Raw genomic sequence first — 20,497 nt, 5'->3', positions numbered from 1 at the left:
GAATACTATATAGTTATTGTATTTTGCCCTTTTGCTTTTTCCTGCATTGATGTCATCATGATATCAAGCTGAATTTTTTCGGCAAGTTTCTGTACAGTAGGATTTGTGAATATGTCTAGGATATTTAATTCTACTCCGAATAGTTTATTCATTCGTTTCATTAAAGTCATTGCTTTTAAGGAATCTGCTCCCAAATCGAAAAAGTTGTCTAAAACTCCTATTTCTTTGTATCCTAAGAATGATTGGAAAAGCCCACATAACTGCATTTCAACATCATTAGAGGGTGCTACATATTCAACCCCGGTTTCATTACGTTCCAGCAGTAAATCGTCTTCTGGAGATTCTACCGTATCTGTATTTTCTATATTGATTTCTAAAACATTAGGATCTTTAAGAGAAACTATCACCTGTGGATAAGATTCTGTTCGCAATGTTTTTTCGACAATTTGAATCAGATTTTGATGAGTGATTCGATTTTCACCAATACCATCTAAATTGACACAATACCAGTTTTTAAATTCCAGTGCTTTATTCTTAACGTATGAATCTATAAAGGCATTTGCTGCGGCATAAGCGCCGTAAGTAAGTCCGCCTAAAATTGACGCAAGACTTGATGTAATCCAGATAAAATCAGGGTTTCTATTTTTAAATACATTTTCGATATTAATAAGTCCCTGAACTTTTGGTGCAAACTGGCTTAAGACGGTTTCATCATTCAATTTTTCGACAGGTTTAAACGTTGAAGGATCAACATTTCCTGCGGTATGGAATATTCCTGAAATTTTACCGTGAACTGATTCTATTTTGTCTATTATCTGCGTAAACTGGCTATGATTTGAAACATCTGTCTGGTAATAATGAATCTGTCTTGTTTCATTTCTCAAATCAATTATTTCATCGATTGATTCAAGAACTTTTTTATCTGAATTAGGATTTGATTTTATATTATCCCATATATTTTCTGCGGGTACATTTTTTCTTCCAATTAAAATAATTGTCGCATTGTATGTATCGCATAAATAGGTTGTAAGCGTTTTTCCAATCTGGCCAAGTCCTCCCGTAATTAAATAGGTTTTGTCGTTTGCTAAACTTTTAGTTTCTGGCTGATACTTGATATTCTCATAGAATTCCTGCCATCTGTTTAAGCCTCTATATCCTATTGTCTGGTCTGAATAATTATAAATTAGTTCATTAATGATTTTTGAAACAAACTGCGGCTCTTGATTATCTTGATCAGCATCAATACTGCTGAAAAATACATTTGCATTTTCCTGAGCAAATACTTGCAGCTGTTTTATAGAAGCAGTCATTGCTGTGTTGATTTTTTCATCACCTGTGATTTGATGATTTAAAGTATTCAGCACTGTGATTTTCTTATTAGTTTCCGGTAAATAATCGATAACTTTTTTACATAAATTATTGATTATAGAAAATACAGATAAGAGATTTTCCTGAGTTTCTTCGTCAAAATTCCAGTTAAAAACAATCTGATTAACAGACACTTTACGATCTTCTAGTTTTTTAAATAATAACTTATAATCTTCTTCACTTACAGGATTAAGCAGAAATTCATTTTCGCTCACAGCAGTAAACGAGGCAGCTTTTTTAATCTTGATTACTTTATTTCCGTCTTTGCGTAATGTACCAATTACTGCCTCTGCCAATGGGGTTTCTTCAGAAAAAAATAAAAAGTTATTCTCGTCTTGTTTTGTTGATTCTTCTTTCTTTAAAATTGATTTTTTCCAGTTTGGCACATAGAACCAGTCATCAAACGAAACTGTTTTTGTGTTTCCAATTTTAGTAAACGGATCAACTTTAAAATCTAATTTATAGACATCAAAACTGTATGACGGCACCGAAATTCTTTTTCTTTTTTCATGAGCGTAATATTCAGTCCAGTTTATTTTTACTCCATTTTTCCAAAGATTTCCAACTGCATTTGTAAACTTCAAATTGTCGTTAGTTTCATCGTTAAAACGAGTCAGAGTTTCAATGGCTGTATTTTTTTTAGAATAATTACTATTCTGTTTGCTTAAAGACAATAATGTATTTCCAGGCCCAACCTCAACAAAAATGCCCTGTCCTTTTTTAATAATTAGTTCAATCCCATCACTGAAATTAACTGTTTGTCTTAAATGGTTTACCCAATAATCAGGCGAAAGAGCTTCTTGATCGGTTATTTGTTTTCCTGTTAAATTGGAAACAAATGGCAGTTGTGGATTTGCCAGCTGGACTTTACTAAATTTTTGTTTATACGAGTCAAGCATTTCATCCATCATTGCCGAATGAAAAGCGTGAGAAGTTTTTAGTTTCGAAAATGATAGTTCATTTACAGTCAGTACTTCAGAAAATGACTCGATGTCTTCTATTTTTCCAGAAACAACACAGGTTGTTTTAGAATTTATGGCCGCTATTGAAAGTGTGCCGTTTAATAAGTGCTGTATATTTTCAAGTGGTGCATCAATAGCAATCATGCTTCCTTTTTCAACACTATACATTAATTGTGCTCTGTTTACAATTAAATACAAAGCATCTTTAAATGAAAAAACACCAGCAATACAAGCCGCAACATATTCACCTAAACTGTGGCCAATCATGTTTTCCGGTTTAACTCCCCATTTTACCAATACGGAAGCCAATGCATATTCTACTAAAAATAAAAGTGGCTGTGTATAAATGGTTTCATTAATTAAATTAGAATCAATATCACTTGTTTTATACCCTAAAATTTCTGCATAATCCTGCTGTGTTAAATCAAATAGTATTTGAAAACCTTGATCCATTACAATTCTAAAATCGGTTTCGTGCTCATAAAGTGATTTCCCCATTTTAAAATACTGGCTTCCCTGACCTGGAAACATAAAGATCAACTGTTGTTTTTCGTTTACATTTGAAGAGCCCGTTTGGTTTTCAGCTAGTTTTGATGCAACTTCCTCATTGTCTTGACCTACCTCAAAATTTCTATAATTAAATTCTGATCGTCCTGTATTTAGAGTAAAAGCAAAATCACTTAATTCTGATTTTTCATTTCTAAGCGAATTTTCAATTTTAGCGGCATATCTGCTTAACGCTTTTTCATTCTTTGCAGAATAGGTAACCAATTTATAAGGTCTTGAAGGTTCTGATTTTGTTTCATCCTGATATTCTTCAACAATCATATGCGCATTGGTTCCACCAATACCAAAACTGCTTACTCCTGCTCTCAAGGGTAAAGAAGGATCTGCAGATTGCCATTTTTCTTTTTGTGTCGTAACGTAAAAAGGTCCTCCTTTAAAATTAATTTCTGGGTTTGGAGTATTAAAGTATTTTAATGGCGGAATTGCTTTGTTTTTTAAAGACAAAGTTGTTTTGATTAAGCCTCCAATTCCAGCCGAATTACCAAGATGTCCAATATTTGATTTTAAAGATCCGATCGCACATTTGTGATCTTTGTCATAATTAAAGGCCTGGTTTAGCGCGTCTATTTCAACAGGATCTCCTAGTTTAGTGCCAGTTCCGTGGCATTCTACATAAGAAATTGAATTATAAGGGGTTTTAGCCATTTTGTGAGCCGAACTAACGCATTCAACCTGACCTTTAATACTAGGCGCTGTATAACCAACCTTCATGTTACCGTCGTTATTTACGGCCGAAGCACGAATTATGGCATATATATTATCTCTATCATTGATAGCATCTTCCAATCTTTTTAAAACTACTACTCCTGCACCTTCTGCACGTACAGTTCCTGTAGACTCACTGTCAAATGGACGGCAGTAACCGTCTTTGGAATTGATCATTCCTTCTCTGTAAAAATATCCTGGTGTACTGCTGGTTTTTAAATTAACCCCGCCTGCAACAGCCATTGAACATTCTCGTAACAATAAGCTTCTACATGCCAAATGTGTTGTTACCAGCGAGCTTGAACACGCTGTATCAACTGCCATACTTGGACCTCTTAAGTTTAGTTTGTATGAAATTAAACTGCTGATAAAGTTTTTATTGCTGATAAGTGATAGAAAATAAGGATCAATATTTTTGTTTTCAGTAATCAAACTGTGTGCAATCCAATTGAAGTTATCTTCTGCCGTGAGATACATTCCTACTTTATCTTTGTAGTCAAATACATTATAACCTGCATCTTCTATGGCAAGCCAAACCTGCTCATGCAGAATTCTGATTTGCGGATCCATTAAATTTGCTTCATCTTTAGTGTAGCCAAAAAATGGATAGTCGAAACTTTCAGAATTTTCTATAGACGAATTTCTTTTGACAAAATTTTCATCATTTACGACTTTTTTATCTATTCCAAGTTGTTCTATTTCCTCATCAGTGTAAAATTGAACCATCTCATTTGCTTCAATTAAATTTTCCCAAAATTGTTTGGAGTCATTTGATTTTGGAAACTTACATGAGATACCAACTATTGCTATATCTCTTTTTAATGATTCTCTATTCATAATTTTTGTCTATTAATTCTTCTAAAAATTCGTCAAATTGTTCTAGTATGTTTTCTTGATCGGAGTTTGAAACTGGCTGCATATCAGTTTCTATATTTTGTATTTTATCTGCTAATTTTTTTACCGTTGTAAACTCGAAAAGAACTGCGATATTGATTTCAATTTTCAATTGGGATTTTATAATATCCTGCATTCTCACAAGTTTTAGGGAATTCATGCCCAAATCGAAAAAATTATCATTGATTCCAACTTTACTTTCTTCTATATTAATCAGAGAAGCTGTAATTTGAATGAGCTGTGCTTCAAGGTCATTTTCGGCAGCAACATATTCTTGATGAATAAGATCTTGATTGGTAACAGCCGGAAGCGCTTTTTTATCTGTTTTTCCGTTTGGAGTTAAACTGATTTTATCTACCGCTACATAAAAACTAGGCACCATATAATCTGGCAGTTTCTCCGAGATGTAATTTTTGAGTTCGGTTTTGTCGATGGTGCTTTTAGCTGTGTAATAAGCTGCCAACGTTTTCTCTCCATCGACTTCAACTGCCTGCACTGCTGCTTGAAGGATATCTTCTGAAAAAGCCGTAATCGTATTTTCTATTTCTCCAAGCTCAATTCGGTACCCTCTAATTTTTACCTGATCGTCTATTCTTCCTAAATAATCAATATCGCCGTTTGGAAGTTTTCTAACCAAATCGCCAGTTCTGTACATCAATTCACCATTTCTGAACGGATTTGGTAAAAACTTACTCTGAGTCATTTCTGGATTGTGGAGATATCCTCTTGCTAAACCATATCCTGAGACAAAAAGTTCTCCCGAAACTCCTGCGGTACATGGCGATAATGCTTCATTTAAAACGTAAACCTGCGTGTTTGCAATTGGTTTTCCTATCGGGATCAAGTGAGAATCTAGTTGTGTTCCTTTTTCTATTTTAAAGATCGTGGCACAAATACTGGTTTCTGTTGGTCCATAAGCATTAAAGAAGTTTCCGTATTGCAGATATTCACAAACTTTGTCATAAACTGCTGCTTCACCTGCTGTTACAAGAGATTTTACATTTTTAAGACTGCTTACATCCATCAATTTAAAAAGCGCAGGAGGTATGGTTGCGATTTCTATTTTATGATCGATAATGTATTTCTCGAGCATTTTAACATCTTTTCGGGTTTGTTCATTCAAAACAAATAATGTCTTCCCGGCCAATAGTGTTATAAAGATTTCTGAAACAGAAGCGTCGAATGAAAATGATGCAAATTGCAAACTGTTCTGACATTCTCTTACTCCAAAAACGTCTATCTGAGATAAAATTGTATTAAGAATACCGCCGTGTTCAATTACAACTCCTTTTGGGTTTCCAGTTGAACCAGAAGTATAAATTACATAAGCTGCATTGGTCGCGGTTACTCTTTTCTCTAAATTTGAGACTGGGTATTGTGTTGCTTCTGTAAAAAGTTTCAATTCGGCTTCATCAATTACAGCTTTACAGTTACTGTTTTTTTCGATGTAATCGATTCTTTCCTGTGGGTAATTTGAATCTAATGGAAGATAAGCGGCTCCTGTTTTTAAGATTGCTAATAAACAGATAATTAATTTTTCACTTCTGTCTAATTTAATACCAATGATATCTTCAGGTTTGGTACCGAACTTTTCGACTAAATAGTGCGCAAATTGATTAGCCAGTTCATTGATTTCGCTATAGGTTAAAACAACCTCATCAAAAACTACTGCCTTAGTATCTGGTGTTTTCGCTGCCTGTTCTTCAAATAAATCAATAATATTTTTCTCTTTACAAATATTGGTTTTCGTTGCAGTATATTCTGCTGCGATTTGATCTTTTTCTTGCAGAGTTAAATAATTAATCTTTTGTATTTTTTCTTCAGGTGAATTGATCAGTGCTGAAAGCATAATTTCAAAATGTGCTGTCATTTTTTCTATAAATGCAGTATCATAGATATCTGTATTATAGATAACTCTTAGCGATAAAGTGTCATTTTCCCTGAATTCAAACGTTAAATCAAATTTTGAAATATCTCGCTTAAGCGGATAATTTTTGACTTGAAGACCAGCCATGAATTGATTTTCATTTTTATAATCTGATGATTCGGTCTGATTTTGTAAAACTACCATTACATCAAACAATGCCGATCTTCCTGTGTCTCTTTTCAGATTGAGTTTTTCTACTAGTTCATCAAATGGATAATTTTGATTTTCATATGCGTTTAAAATCATATTTTTTTCAAAATCAAGCAGTTCTAAAAGAGTAGAATTTGTATCAATTATCGTTCTTAATGCCAGTGTGTTTAAATAAAGTCCAATCTGGTTTTCTAAATCAATATGGTCTCTTCCCGCAACAGGTGTACCTACAATAATATCTTGCTGGCCGCTGTATCGGTTTAGTAAAGCGTTGACTGCTGTCATTAAACTGATAAATAAGGTAGCATCATGCTGGATAGAAAAGGCTTTTAATTTTTCTGATAAATCTTTAGAAAAATGATATTCTGTATAATTTCCGTTATATGTTTTTATTAACGGACGGTTTTTGAATGCAGGAAGTTCGAGTACAGGAATAGTTCCTGAAAACTGATTCAACCAGTATTTTTCTGCAATTTTATATTTATCTCCCTGTACTTCATGATTTAGCCATGCTGTATAATCTTTGTACTGAATATTTAGTTCTGGTAAATCGGCTTCACCACCTGCGATCAAAGCGTTGTATATTGTCGTGATTTCTTTTATAATAAGTTCCATTGACCATCCATCGCTTATGATGTGATGCATTGACAAAAAGAAAAGATGTTCATCTTCTTCTATTCTAATGATACTGCTTCTTAAAAGAGGGGCTTTCTCTAAATTGAATACTTCTGAATTTCTTTTATGAAGGTACTCGTTAACAGCATGTTCCTTATTAGAAATCCATCTAAAATCTTCTGTTTCGATTGAAAAATCTAATACATTCGATGGTGTTATGTATTGGTAAACACTTCCGTCTGTATCATTTTTGAAAGAAGTTCTTAGAATTTCATGACGGTCAATTAAAAGTTTAAATGCCTTTTCAAGTTTATAAACATCTAATTCTCCTTTAAAAACAATCGCTGCTGGAATATTATAGGCCAATGATGCTTCTTTAAACTGGCTTAAAATCCAGAATCTGAGTTGAGATGCGGTTACGGGATAACGATCTGCTTCCTGAATTTTATGTATAGGATGATACGCAATTCCTGTTAGTTTTTGAGCAATTCCTTCAATCGTTGGTGTTTGAAAGAAATCAGAAATACTTATGTTCTTAGATAATTGTTTATTTAACTGATTAACCACTTTGATAAGGCTCAAGCTATGACCTCCAAGTTCGAAAAAGTTATCTTTAACACCTATTTTTTCTATTTTAAGAACATCCTGCCAGATTGCTGCAGTTTGCTGTTCAATAGTATTTCTTGCCGGAATATATTCTGTATGTATTCTGTCTTTTCCAGAAACTTCTGGTAATGCTTTTTTATCAACTTTACCATTTGTAGTCAGCGGAATAGCATCGAGCTGGATGTAATAGCTTGGCAGCATATAATCAGGAAGCATTCTGCTTAATTCAGACTGGATCATATTTTTGTCCAATACCGAATCAGATACATAATAAGCCGTCAGGTATTTTTCATTCCCGTTTTCTTTTACTACAGCTATAGAGTGGCTGATTCCGTTAATGTTTGAAAGACAGTTTTCAAGTTCTCCCAGTTCAATACGGTATCCGCGGATTTTTACCTGATCGTCGATTCTTCCCGTGTAATCAATATTGCCGTCAGCAAGCCATCTTCCTAAATCGCCTGTTTTGTACATCAGTGCTCCTTCTTTAAAAGGATTCGGTATGAATTTCTCCGCCGTAAGTTCAGCACGGTTGATGTAGCCTCTGGCAAGTCCGTCTCCGGCAATGTATAATTCTCCTGTAACTCCTACTGCACATGGGTTTAAGGATTCGTCTAAAATATAAATCTGGGTATTGGCAATTGGTTTTCCAATCAGAACGGTTTCTGCTGCATTTTTAACATCGTAGATAATACAGCCTACAGTGGCTTCTGTCGGTCCGTATTCGTTGATAATCCTGATTTCCGGATTCAGGTTCTGAAGGATTCTAACCTGGTTTTCCAGAAGTGCTTCTCCTCCAACAATTGCCAGTTTTACAGCTGTCTGTTTTATATCAAGGCTTTCGAGAATACTGATGTGTGCCGGAGTCAGTTTTATACTGCTGATGTTACTCTCAAAATAAGACGTCAGCAGTTTTGAAACATCATCTGTAGTTTCAAAAACGGTCAGTTTACCTCCGCTGATGATAGGCAGAAACAGACTCGTTACCGTTAAATCGAAAGACAATGAAGTAAATAATCCAAAATCAAGAGAATGCGTTCCACCGGCTGAATAGTATTCTTTTCCCCAAAGCAGGTAATTCGTTAAAGAGGCATGTGCAATTTCAACGCCTTTTGGATTTCCGGTTGAACCTGAAGTATAGATTACATAGGCCGAATCAGTTTCACGGATGTTTTCATCTAAATTATCGGAAGAATAATTGGCTGCTTCTGCATCAAAATTAATCCACTCAGCTTCGTCTATAATTACCTTGCAGTTACTGTCTTTTTCTATAAAATCAATTCTTTCCTGTGGATAAGCCGAATCTATAGGCACGTAAGCTCCGCCTGATTTTAAAACTGCCAGAATCGAAATTACCAGTTTTTCGCTTCTGTTCATTTTTATTCCTGCTTTATCTTCAGACTGCAGTTTGTATTTGTGTTTTAAATAACGGGCAAATTGGTTTGATTTTTCATTAAGTTCTTGATAATTCAGCGAAATTCCGTCAAATGTCAATGCATCTACGCTTGGTGTTAATTCCGTTTGATTTTCAAATAATTTTACGATTGTTTCTTTTTGATAAACGGCTTTAGTCGCATTAAAATCGTATAAAACTTTTGTTTTTTCCTGAGCCGTTACATAATCCAAATGTTTAATTTTCTGTTCTGGTTTTTCTGCCATTTTAGAAACCAAAACTTCAAAATGAGATAGTAATCTATAGATGAATGCACTATCGTAAATATCTGTATTATAATTAATTCTTAGTTGCAACTCATCTTCTTCAACAAATTCAAATGTTAAATCGAATTTTGAAACTTCTCGTTTAAGATCGTATCTTTCTACTTCGATATTTTCTAGTTTTTGATTTTCGTTTTTAAAACTGCTTAATTTAGACTGGCTTTGAAAAACAATCATTACATCAAACAATGCCGATCTACTGGTATCTCTTTTTAATTCCAGTTTTTCTACAAGTTCATCAAAAGGATAAATTTGATGTTCATACGACGCTAAAATCATCTTTTTCTCAAAATCTAATAGGTCTAAAACACTAGATTCTTGATTGACATTGGTTCGTAATGCCAATGTATTGAGATAAATTCCAATCTGGTTTTCGAGATCTGCATGATCTCTTCCTGCTATAGGTGTACCAATGATAATATCATCTTGTCCGCTGTATTTATGCAATAGTAGATTAATACCTGTCACTAAAGTCATAAACAGTGTCGCGTCGTATTTGGCTGAAAAAGTGTTTACCCTTTTAAGAAATTCTACTGAAAATGTATGACTTATATTATCTCCGTTATAGGTTTTAACCAAAGGACGGTTTTTAGATGAAGGTATTTCTAATACTGGAATACTTCCCGAAAATTGGTCCATCCAATATTGTGCTGCTGATTTGTATTTTTCTTTTTCAGTTTCATTGTTCAGCCAGGCTGCGTAATCTTTGTACTGGATTTTTAATTCGGGTAAATTAATTTCTGAACCTTGCGCGAGAGCATTGTAAATTGCTACAATCTCTTTTACAAGTACTTCCATTGACCAGCCATCGCTTATGATATGATGAATCGACAAAAAGAAAACATATTGTTTTTCTAATGTTTGTACAATAGCACTTTTTAAAAGTGGTGCTTTTTCTAAGTCAAATTCTTCACTGCATTTGGTTTGGAAATAATTATCAATATGAATTTCTTCTTCTAATATTGAATCAGAATTAAATTTAACGATCTCGAAGTCTAAATTTATACTCTCAATTGGTAAAACAAATTGTCTAACATCATCTGTATCAGAATCATATTTAAAAATAGTTCTTAAAATTTCATGACGTTCTATAAGTCTCTTAAAAGATTCATCAAAAAGAGCTGTATTTAATTCTCCTTTTAATTTTACGGCATACGACATATTGTAAGCTTGAGATCCGCCTTCAAACTGGCTTAAGATCCATAATCTTTTTTGAGAAGCAGATAAAGCATAACTGTTACTTAAAACAGTATTTGGAATAGCCGAGAAATCACTTTCATTTAATTTTTCAGAAAGCGCCGCAATGGTTGGATTCAAAAAGAAATCTTTAAACGTAATGTGTTTATTAAGCTGTTTGTGAATTCTATTGATAATCTGCGACACTACAAGACTATGACCTCCTAATTCAAAAAAGCTGTTTTCTGTTCCTACTTCTTTGTAATCTAAGTTTAATGTTTCTGCCCAGATTGCTGTAAGTTGTTTTTCTAATTCGTTTTTTGGCGCTTTGTATTCAACTTTTTTCAAATCAGATACAACTGGAGCTGGTAATGCATTTCTATCTATTTTACCTGTTCTGGTAAGAGGGAATTCTTCCAGAATCAAATAAATAGAAGGCACCATGTATTTAGGCAGTATTGCAGCTAACTGTGTTTTTATTTCATCTATTCCCTGAGCTGATTTGACTTTTAGATAAGCGGTAATGTAATTGTTGTTTTGCACTTCTTTAACTAAAACTACGGCTTCGCTTATTGATTCTAGTTTTTCTAACTGATATTCAATTTCTGATAATTCTATTCTTAATCCATTCAGTTTTACCTGAGAATCTTTACGCTGCAAGAATTCAATTTCGCCTGTAGGCAGCATTCTTCCTATATCACCTGACTTGTAAATTCTTGTATTTTCTGATTCGAAATTATTAATGAAAACTTTGTTTGTCTGTTCTTCTCTGTTCAAATATCCTAATGATAGATAATCGCTTTTAAATGTAATTTCTCCCGTTTGGTATACCCCTTTTCGGTTATTATTTTCATCCAAAAGAAAGACACTTGTTTCTACTACTGATTTACCTAAAGGCACATTGTTTCTGGTGATCTGCGAATTATGGTTGACAAATTTTTGAGATACAATAGTTGCTTCTGTTGGTCCATAATCGTTTACCAAGAAAGCTCCTTCAGCAAAATGTTTTTTGAATAAATCAATATCAGAGAGATGGCATGATTCTCCTCCTAAGTCGATTAATCGTACGGTTGGAAGGATTTCATTTTCGGCAAGACCTTTTAAAAAATTTCTATAAATGGTAGGAACCATATGTATAATTGAAATATTTTGGGTTTTAAGCCAGTCTGGAAGTGCCTGCAATCCTTTATCTACTATATTATAAATACTTACTACAGCTCCGTTCAATATGGCTCCATAAATATCTTTTACTGAGGCATCAAAGGTGTAAGTAGAAAAAACGCTCAAATTGTCATCAACAGAAATATGGGTGTTGTTCGTATATACTCTAATGTAATGCAGTACATTTCGCTGAGTTTGTACAACTCCTTTTGGCATTCCTGTAGAACCCGAAGTATATAAAACATACGCTTCTGTTTCTCTGTCAATACTTTGAAGCGAAATTGTGATTTCTGGAAGATTATAATTTTCATCAATTTTAATAATCGATAAATCCTGAACTTCTTCTACTGCCTGCAAAGCTATACTTAAAGTCAAACTGTTGCATACTATGTGTTTACAGCCTGAATCTTCTATTATAAACTGTATTCTGTTTAAAGGACTGTTTGCATCTATTGGCACATACGTATACCCTGCTTTCAGTACGCCAAGCATACCTATAACGCAAGTTTCATTATGATCTAAAAGCAATGCAATTCTCTTAGTATCAGGGTTTGTTTTTTCTTTTATCTGTACCGCTAAATGATTCGCACAGTTATTAAGCGTTTGATAACTAAGACGTACTCCGTTAGCATATACTGCAGTTTTTTCAGGAAATCTTTTAACCTGTTTTTCAAAACGCTGCGGAATACTTTGTTCTATTTCTTCTGATTCAAAATATTCGAAAGCATTGACCGGTTTTGCGTCTTCTTCCTGATACATATAATTTTCGAAGATTTTTATTTCCTTAACCGCAATTTGTTCATTTGATACAACTTGATCGATAATAGACAGATAGGCTTCCATCCAATATTCAATTGTTTCTTTTTTGAAAAGATTGTGATCGTATACGCAGTTTATAACACAGCCGTTAGAAAATGTTTTTACATAACATTCTAAATCGAATTTCGGAGAGGTTTCTAGTATTTTGTGTACAGGATCAAAATCAGTAATAACCTGTGTTTCTTCGAGATCAAAATCCAGCATATTAATAAATACTGGACATAGTGGAAAACGGTTGTCATCACTCGAAATTTTTAGTAGTTCTAATAACTTTTCGAATGGATAATTTTGATACGTTAACGCGTCTATAATAGTTTCATTAACCTGTTGAAACCATGATAAAAAGGATTCTTCAGCACTTATTTTGTCTCTTAAAACTAGTGTGTTTATAAAACAACCTGCCAGATCTTTTAACTGAAAGTGGTTTCTGTTTGCTGCTGGAATTCCGATAATGATATCTTCTTCTGCAGTAAGTCTGTATAAGAGAATTTTTAGAATGGCGGCAAAAAGGGTAAAAGTGCTGAAGCCCTTACTTTTTGATAGTTTTTCAATTTTTTGTTTTTGTACACTATCCAAATAAATGGTGTACGAAGATGAATTGGTATCTCCGCTTTTTATTTTTGAGGCATAATCAGAAGGCAATTGCAGATAAGGTAATGACCCGGAAAGTTTTTCTTTCCAATAATTTTCATAACCATTTATTTCTGAAGATTGAAGCTGATCATTTTGCCATTTGGCGTAGTCTTTATATTGTACTGATAATTCTGGAAGTTCTACTTTTTTTCCATTAATCAAAGCATTATAAATATGCATTAAATCTCTCGAAATAATTTCGATAGACCAGCCGTCGCTTATAATATGATGAATATTAAAATACAAAATATGACCTGTATTATTTTCAAGAACTCCGACTTTAAAAAGAGGAAAAACTTCAAGATCAAATTCGTATTCAAAAATTTCATTTCTAATAATCGATTCTGACTGATATGCAGGAATATTAAGGGGAGAATAAGTAAGTACTTTTTGTTTAGGAATTCCTGTATCTTCAACAAATACGGTTCTTAAAATTTCGTGGCGATCAATTAAAATGTTGAAAGCTTCCTGAAATACAGCAAAATTTAAATTTGAAGGTAAGTCTTGGGTGCTGTATATATTAAATTCCTGTGATTTTCCTTGAATTTTATACAACAGCCAATATCGAACTTGTGAAGGTGACAGATCATAGTTGTGCTGATTTTCTAATTTTTTAATTTCAAAAACAGCCGCTGTATTGTCTTGTTTTAAATTGTCGACCAGTATTGCATGAGCTTTTAAACTTGTATTAGTATAAAGTGTTTTTAAATTTACGGAGATATTAAATACTCTCTGATATTCACTCAATAATCTGGTTAATAAAATACTGTGTCCTCCTAATTCAAAAAAATCATCTGTACTGCCTACGATTTCAAGATTTAAAAGATTTTCCCAGATGGCTGCGATGCTCTTTTCGGTTTCACTTTGCGGGGCTATATATTCTTTTCTTGCAATATTCTCGCTGTCCACATCTGGCAGTGCTTTGCGGTCAATTTTACCATTTGGAGTTAATGGCAGAGCATCCAATTGCACATAAATATTGGGAACCATATATTCAGGCAGTTTTCCTTGAAGATAGGCTCTAATTGTTGTTTTCTCTATATCATTTTCTGATACATAATATACAACCAAGACTTTTTCAGAATTTAATTCTCTTGCAGCCGCAACTGCTTGTTTTAAATCATCTGAATATTGAGACAATGCGGTTTCAATATCACCAAGTTCAATTCTATAGCCTCTTATTTTTACTTGATTATCATTTCTGCCCAAAAATTGGATTTCTCCTTTTTCATTCCATTTGCCGACATCACCAGTTTCATAAATAAGTGCTCCTTCAACAAATGGGCTTTTGATAAATTTCTGATTTGTTAAGGTTTCATTTTTATAATATCCTTTTGCTAATCCGTCACCGCCAATATAGATTGCTCCTACTACTCCAGGAGCGACAGGGTGTAAAAATTTATCCAGCAGATAAAATTGAGTATTGTTAATTGGTTTACCAATATTTGAAGCGTCTTTAGGTTTCTCAATTTGTTTTAAACTAGACCATATAGTAGTTTCTGTTGGTCCATACATGTTCCATACCTGAGAGCAGGTTTCAGTAAGTTTTTTTGCCAGTTCTTCATTTAGCAAATCACCTCCGCATAATACTTTCAATATTTTACTTCCCTGCCAGTCAGCATTAAAAAGCATCTGATAGAAACTTGGTGTTGCTTGAATAACAGTTGGCTGGATTTCATTTAATTTTTCAATTACCGAATGTGGATTTGCTAAAATCTGCTGTTCGGCGATATAAAGACTTGCTCCGGAAATTAACGGAACAAAGAATTCTAAAATTGAAATATCAAATGAATAAGTGGTTACAGAGAATAAAACATCTGATTGGCTAATACCTGGTTTTTGTTGTATACTGGTTAAGAAATTAAGTAATGCACGATGGCTGATTTCTACACCTTTCGGGTTTCCGGTTGAACCTGATGTGTATATAATATAAGCTGTATTCGAAGCTAGTGCCTGTGATGGAAGAAACTCTTTAAAATCGTTTATTTTCTCAAAAAGTTCTTCAAACAATATCACAGAAGTTTCGCTGCCAATATGACTGTATTCTTCTTGACTGATGATGTTTTTAACACCGCTGTTTTGAATGATATAGCGTAACCTTTCTTCTGGAAAAACAGGATCAAGCGGTATATAAGGTCTCCCCGATTTTAATATTCCTAATAAAACAGCCAGCATTCCTGCCGATCTATTTATAAGGACTGCAATTGGAGATTTGTCATTTTCGATAGCAGTAACATTTATGTAAGAAGCTATTTTTTCTGAAATTTCATCCAGTTCTGCATACGAATATGACGTGATGCTATCTCTCAAAGCAATGTTTTGAGGTGCTCTTTCTGCCTGCTCGCGAAATAAATCTACTACTGTTTTTTCTCTTGGATAGTCAGCAGTTGTTTCGTTATATGCTATTAAAATCTGATTCTTTTCTTCTTGACTTAAAAAATCGATTTTTTCAATCCAAGTATCTTTCGCTTCAATCGCTTTGGATAAGAAAGTTTCAAAATGATTAAAAACATTCTCAATCCATGAAGCGTCATAGATATCGGTATTGAATTCAATATTTAAGGTAATGAGATTGTTGTATTCAGAAAAATTGAAACTCAAGTCAAATTGAGAACTCTTTTTTTGAAAATCATATCGTTCCAGAGTAAGTCCGCTTATTTCTTCCTGAAAATTTAAAGTAAGTTGTGATTGATTTTGGAAATTTACCAATACATCAAAAAGTGCTGAACGGCTTAAATCTCTTTTAACATTTAGTTTTCTCACTAATTCGTCAAAAGAATACATTTGATGTTCATTTGCGGCAATTAGATTTTCTTTTTCAATTTGTAAAAGCTCTGCAAATGTATTTGTCTCGTTAAATAACGTTCTAATTACCAAAGTATTGATATACAACCCTATTTGATTTGCCAAATCTGGATGTTCTCTACCTGCAATTGGTATTCCCGCTATAATATCGTCCTGACCTGAATAACGGTATAAGAGTGCTTTTACGCCCGCCATAAAAGTCATGAATAAGGTTGCTTTATTTTCTTCTGAAAATACTTTTAATTTATTCGAAAAGTATTCAGAAAAAGTACGGCTCAAGTTATCTCCATTAAAAGTCTGTAAACCTGGTCTTTGTCTAAAACTTGGAAGATTAAGTATTGGAAGTTCTCCTTTTAATTTATCGAGCCAGTACTTTTCTGAATTTTTATATTTTTCTTTCTGCATTTCAGCATTAAGCCATACGGAATAATCTTTATACTGAAATTTAAGTTCTGGAATAGTACTATTCTGCCCTTTTAAAAGAGCATCATAACGTTGTACAACTTCTGAAATTAATAGTTCCATAGACAATCCATCACTAATAATATGATGTATACTGAATAGGAATATATGTTCTCGCACAGCTGTTTTAATTAGAGAAGCTCTTACAAGAGGAGCGTCTTCTAAATTGAATTCCTCATTGATTTTTTCATTAATAAAATGGTTCAGTTTTTCGCTGTGATCTGATTCTGAAGAAAAATCAATCTGCGAAATGGTAAAATCTACTTCGTTTGCGGGTACAATAAATTGTCTTACTTCCTGAGTTTCATTATCTACTTTAAATACCGTTCTTAAAACTTCATGGTGTGCAATAAGTTCTTTAAATGATTTTTCGAAAAGGATTACCGGAAGTTCCCCTTTAAGTTTAATTGCATACGACATATTGTACGCCTGCGAACCTCCTTCGAACTGGCTTAACATCCATAATCTTTTTTGAGATGGAGACAGCGGATAATGCTCCATTTCTGGAGATTTTTCGATAGTCTGGTATTTTTTAAAATTTGTTTTTTCTTCTATCGTTTTTTTAATTTCTTCCTTATGCTCTTTTAATAGGTTTAAAAGACCTTGATCGATACCAGCATCAGGAAGTATACAAATAAGCTTATCTTCTTTTATGGCAAGTTTTACGTTGTTATTTCTTAGTTCTGCCAATAATAATTCTATATTCATATCTCAATATAATTATTGTTATTCTCGCTCTCTATTTCAACAATATCGAGTAATTCAAGAGTCCTTTTCTTTGATTCGATGAATGATGCAAGTCCTTTTATGGTAGCACATTCTGATAATTCTCTAAATGACAATGTGATTTCAAATTCATCCGATAATTGATTTAAAAGCTGTACAGCCAATAAAGAATTTCCGCCTGCTTCAAAATAGTTATCTTCAATTCCTACTGGAGAATATCCTAGAATGGTGCTCCAATATTTTATTATAGTTTCTTCAGTATCGGTTTCAGGTGCAGCAAAAACAGCACTAACCTTTCTTTTTGGATTTGCATTTTGAGCTGTATTTGTTTCAACATCACGTGAAAGTTCATGGTATAAAATTTCAACTCGGTCAATGATTTTTTGGTCTTCTGAAAAAAGATTTTTAAGATCAGTTACATACTGTGTATTTAAATCATTCAGCTTGCTCAATACCTGTTCTGAAACTTTATTACCCGCAAGATCAATTTCAACTGATGTTCTTAATCGGTCATTTGCATATTGATCATTGTTATGCTGATGTAAATCTTTTATTTGTTCAAAATTCTTAATGCTTATTGCCGTTTTTGGTTTCCAAAACTTGTTTTTTGAAAAAACATATCCAGGCAGTGCAATTCGTTTTCCTTCGTGATTTTCAGGTAAATGGTATATTGCTCCTTTTGCACACAATACCGCTTTGGCTTCATAAAAATTGACAAAAGAATTATCCGTTTCAGATTGTTTAGAAAGCAGATTTACTACGTTTACCTCGTGATTGAAAATAGATTTTACAAAGGATGACAATCCATTTCCTGGGCCAACTTCAATAAAAACCGGATTCGAAAAATAAGAGGCTGCATTTCTTACCGCCTGAGAAAATTTAACAGGATTGATTATCTGTTGTAACCAATATTCCTTAGAACAAAAAACATCGGCTTGTATCAAATCTCCTGTATAAGTTGAGAACACTTTTAGGTCAAAATTTTTAAAATTTATATCAGCTAGTATGGTATCAAATTCCTGCAATACATCGTTCATCATTTGTGTATGATAAGCGTGCGATACTTTTAATTTTTTATATTCTATAGTATTGAATTCTAAAATTCTAATTTGATATTCAATCGCTTCTTTTGTTCCTCCAATTACAATATTTTCATCAGCATTAAATGCGCAGATAGTGACATCAGCAATTAATATTGACTCAATTTCTTCAGCTGTGGCACGCACCAAAAGCATATCGCCTTTTGGCATGCTGCCCATTATTCTGCCTCGGTGGTAAACCAGTTTTAAGGCATCTGGCAGCGAAATACAATCGGCAATGCAGGCCGCTGTAAATTCACCCAAACTATGTCCAATAATAGCGTTTGGTTTAATTCCTGATCGTATCAGTTCTTTAGATAAACAGTATTCGACAACGAATAAAGCAGCCTGTGTATTTTCGGTTTTATCTAATGACTCAGTTTCTGAAAAAATTATTTCTTTAAAATCAATACCAGATAATAACTGCAGATGTTCGAAACAATCATCCATATCATTTCTGAAAGCTATGCTGTGCTGATACAATTCTGATGTCATGTAACTATACTGGCTGCCCTGCCCTGGAAACATAAATATGTTTTCTGATATAGTGTTTCCGTATCCTTCGTAGCAACTGTTTTTTTGACTACCGTCTAATTGAGCCTGTAATTCGGTTTTATCATTACAAACCAGACTAAAACGATACGGCATTACTTTTCTTCCATACAAAGTGGTAAATTCTATATCTGCCAATTTTGCATCTGGATTAAAACTGATATATTCTGAAAGCTGCTTTTTTTGAAGCTCAAGATTATGCGGGTTTAAAGCTGACAATGAAATTACAAACGGACGGTTTGTCTTTTCTGTTTTTTCTTGTACCGGCGGCTGTTCTATGATAACATGAACATTAGTTCCTCCTACTCCAAACGAACTTACTCCTGCTCTTCTTAATGCAAAATGCTGCGGCCATGGCTGGTAATTTTGATTGACATAAAAAGGTGAAGAATCTAATTTTAATGCTGGATTGGGTTCGGAAAAATTAATACTTGGAACCAAAAAACCTTTATTAACACATAATACCGATTTTATAATGGCTGCAATTCCTGCTGCTGCATCGAGATGACCTATATTACTTTTTACTGAACCAATCGCACAATATTGTTTCTTATCAGAATATCTTCCAAATGCTTCTGTTAGTGCTGCTACCTCAATAGGATCACCAATTAAAGTTCCTGTACCGTGTGCTTCGATCATACCTACCGATTCTAGACTAACATCGGCTACTGCAGAAGCTTCAAGAATTACATCTCTCTGATAATTAATACTTGGCGATGTATAACTTTGTTTATTTGAACCATCATTGTTTACAGCAGTTCCTTTTATTAAAGCGTAAATATGATCCTGATCTTTAACTGCATCAACGGCTCTTTTCAATACAATAGTCCCAACACCGTCTCCACTTACTGTTCCGCTTGCCTCTTTGTCAAAAGGACGACAGACTCCATCTCTAGAGTAAATAGATTCTGGAGCATGAATATAACCTGCATTTTCGTTTGAATCAAACGAAGCTCCTCCGGCAAGCGCCATATCACATTCTCTATTTAATAAACTTTGACATGCAAGATGTACAGCAAGTAATGAGGTTGAACAAGCTGTTTGAACCGTCATTACAGGTCCTGTTAAGTTTAGTTTATGCGAAATCCAGGTTGCTAGAAAGTCTTTTTCATTTAAAATTCTGTACAAAAGAGGATCAACCTGTTCTAGATAGGAATTGGAATGTAACAGTTTTAGTAAATAAGAATTTGTAGACATTCCGCAGAAATTACCCACTGATAAATCTGAACGTGATACATCGTAGCCTGAATCTTCAATGGCATGCCAGCTTGTTTGCAGCAACAATCTAATCTGTGGATCCATAAGCGAAGCTTCATGATTTGATATACCGAAAAAATCAGCATCAAAATATTTTGCACTTCCCAGCTTAGAACTGGCATTTACAAAGGCTTTATGATTTAGGATATCTTCAGAAATACCTAGTTTAGCAATTCCTTGCAGATCGGTTTTCTTTATGCTGTTGATACCGTCTTTTAGGTTCTGCCAATATTCGTTAAGATTTTCTGCATCAGGAAAGCGTCCAGCCATTCCTATTATTGCTATATCATTTTCAGAAATTTGTCTCATTCTTTTAAAAA

Annotated in this window: 3 protein-coding genes; all 3 read right to left on the bottom strand. The window is 33.7% G+C overall.

The window, feature by feature from the left end:
• Positions 1-5 precede the first annotated feature (5 nt).
• From J0383_RS19200 to J0383_RS19190, 3 genes are read right to left on the bottom strand one after another with little or no spacing between them, the layout of a single operon-like run.
• Positions 6-4,439 carry a type I polyketide synthase gene (locus J0383_RS19200; RefSeq protein WP_207295572.1) on the bottom strand — a complete coding sequence of 1,478 codons (4,434 nt, stop codon included), beginning with the start codon at positions 4,437-4,439 and terminating at the stop codon, positions 6-8.
• Entirely contained in the window at positions 4,432-17,271 is a 12,840-nt protein-coding gene (locus tag J0383_RS19195) for a non-ribosomal peptide synthetase (RefSeq protein WP_207295571.1), read from the bottom strand. Before J0383_RS19195 ends, J0383_RS19200 begins: the two co-directional genes overlap by 8 nt.
• Complete coding sequence (locus tag J0383_RS19190; RefSeq protein ID WP_207295570.1) at positions 17,268-20,486, bottom strand: type I polyketide synthase; 3,219 nt, start codon at positions 20,484-20,486, stop codon at positions 17,268-17,270. The genes J0383_RS19195 and J0383_RS19190 overlap by 4 nt, the downstream gene beginning before the upstream one ends.
• Between the last annotated feature and the right edge of the window lie 11 nt (positions 20,487-20,497).

The organism is Flavobacterium endoglycinae (genome assembly GCF_017352115.1).
Taxonomy (GTDB): Bacteria; Bacteroidota; Bacteroidia; order Flavobacteriales; family Flavobacteriaceae; genus Flavobacterium; species Flavobacterium endoglycinae.
Note: the sequence above shows the minus strand (reverse complement) of the source record. Positions and strands in the feature narration are given on the sequence as shown.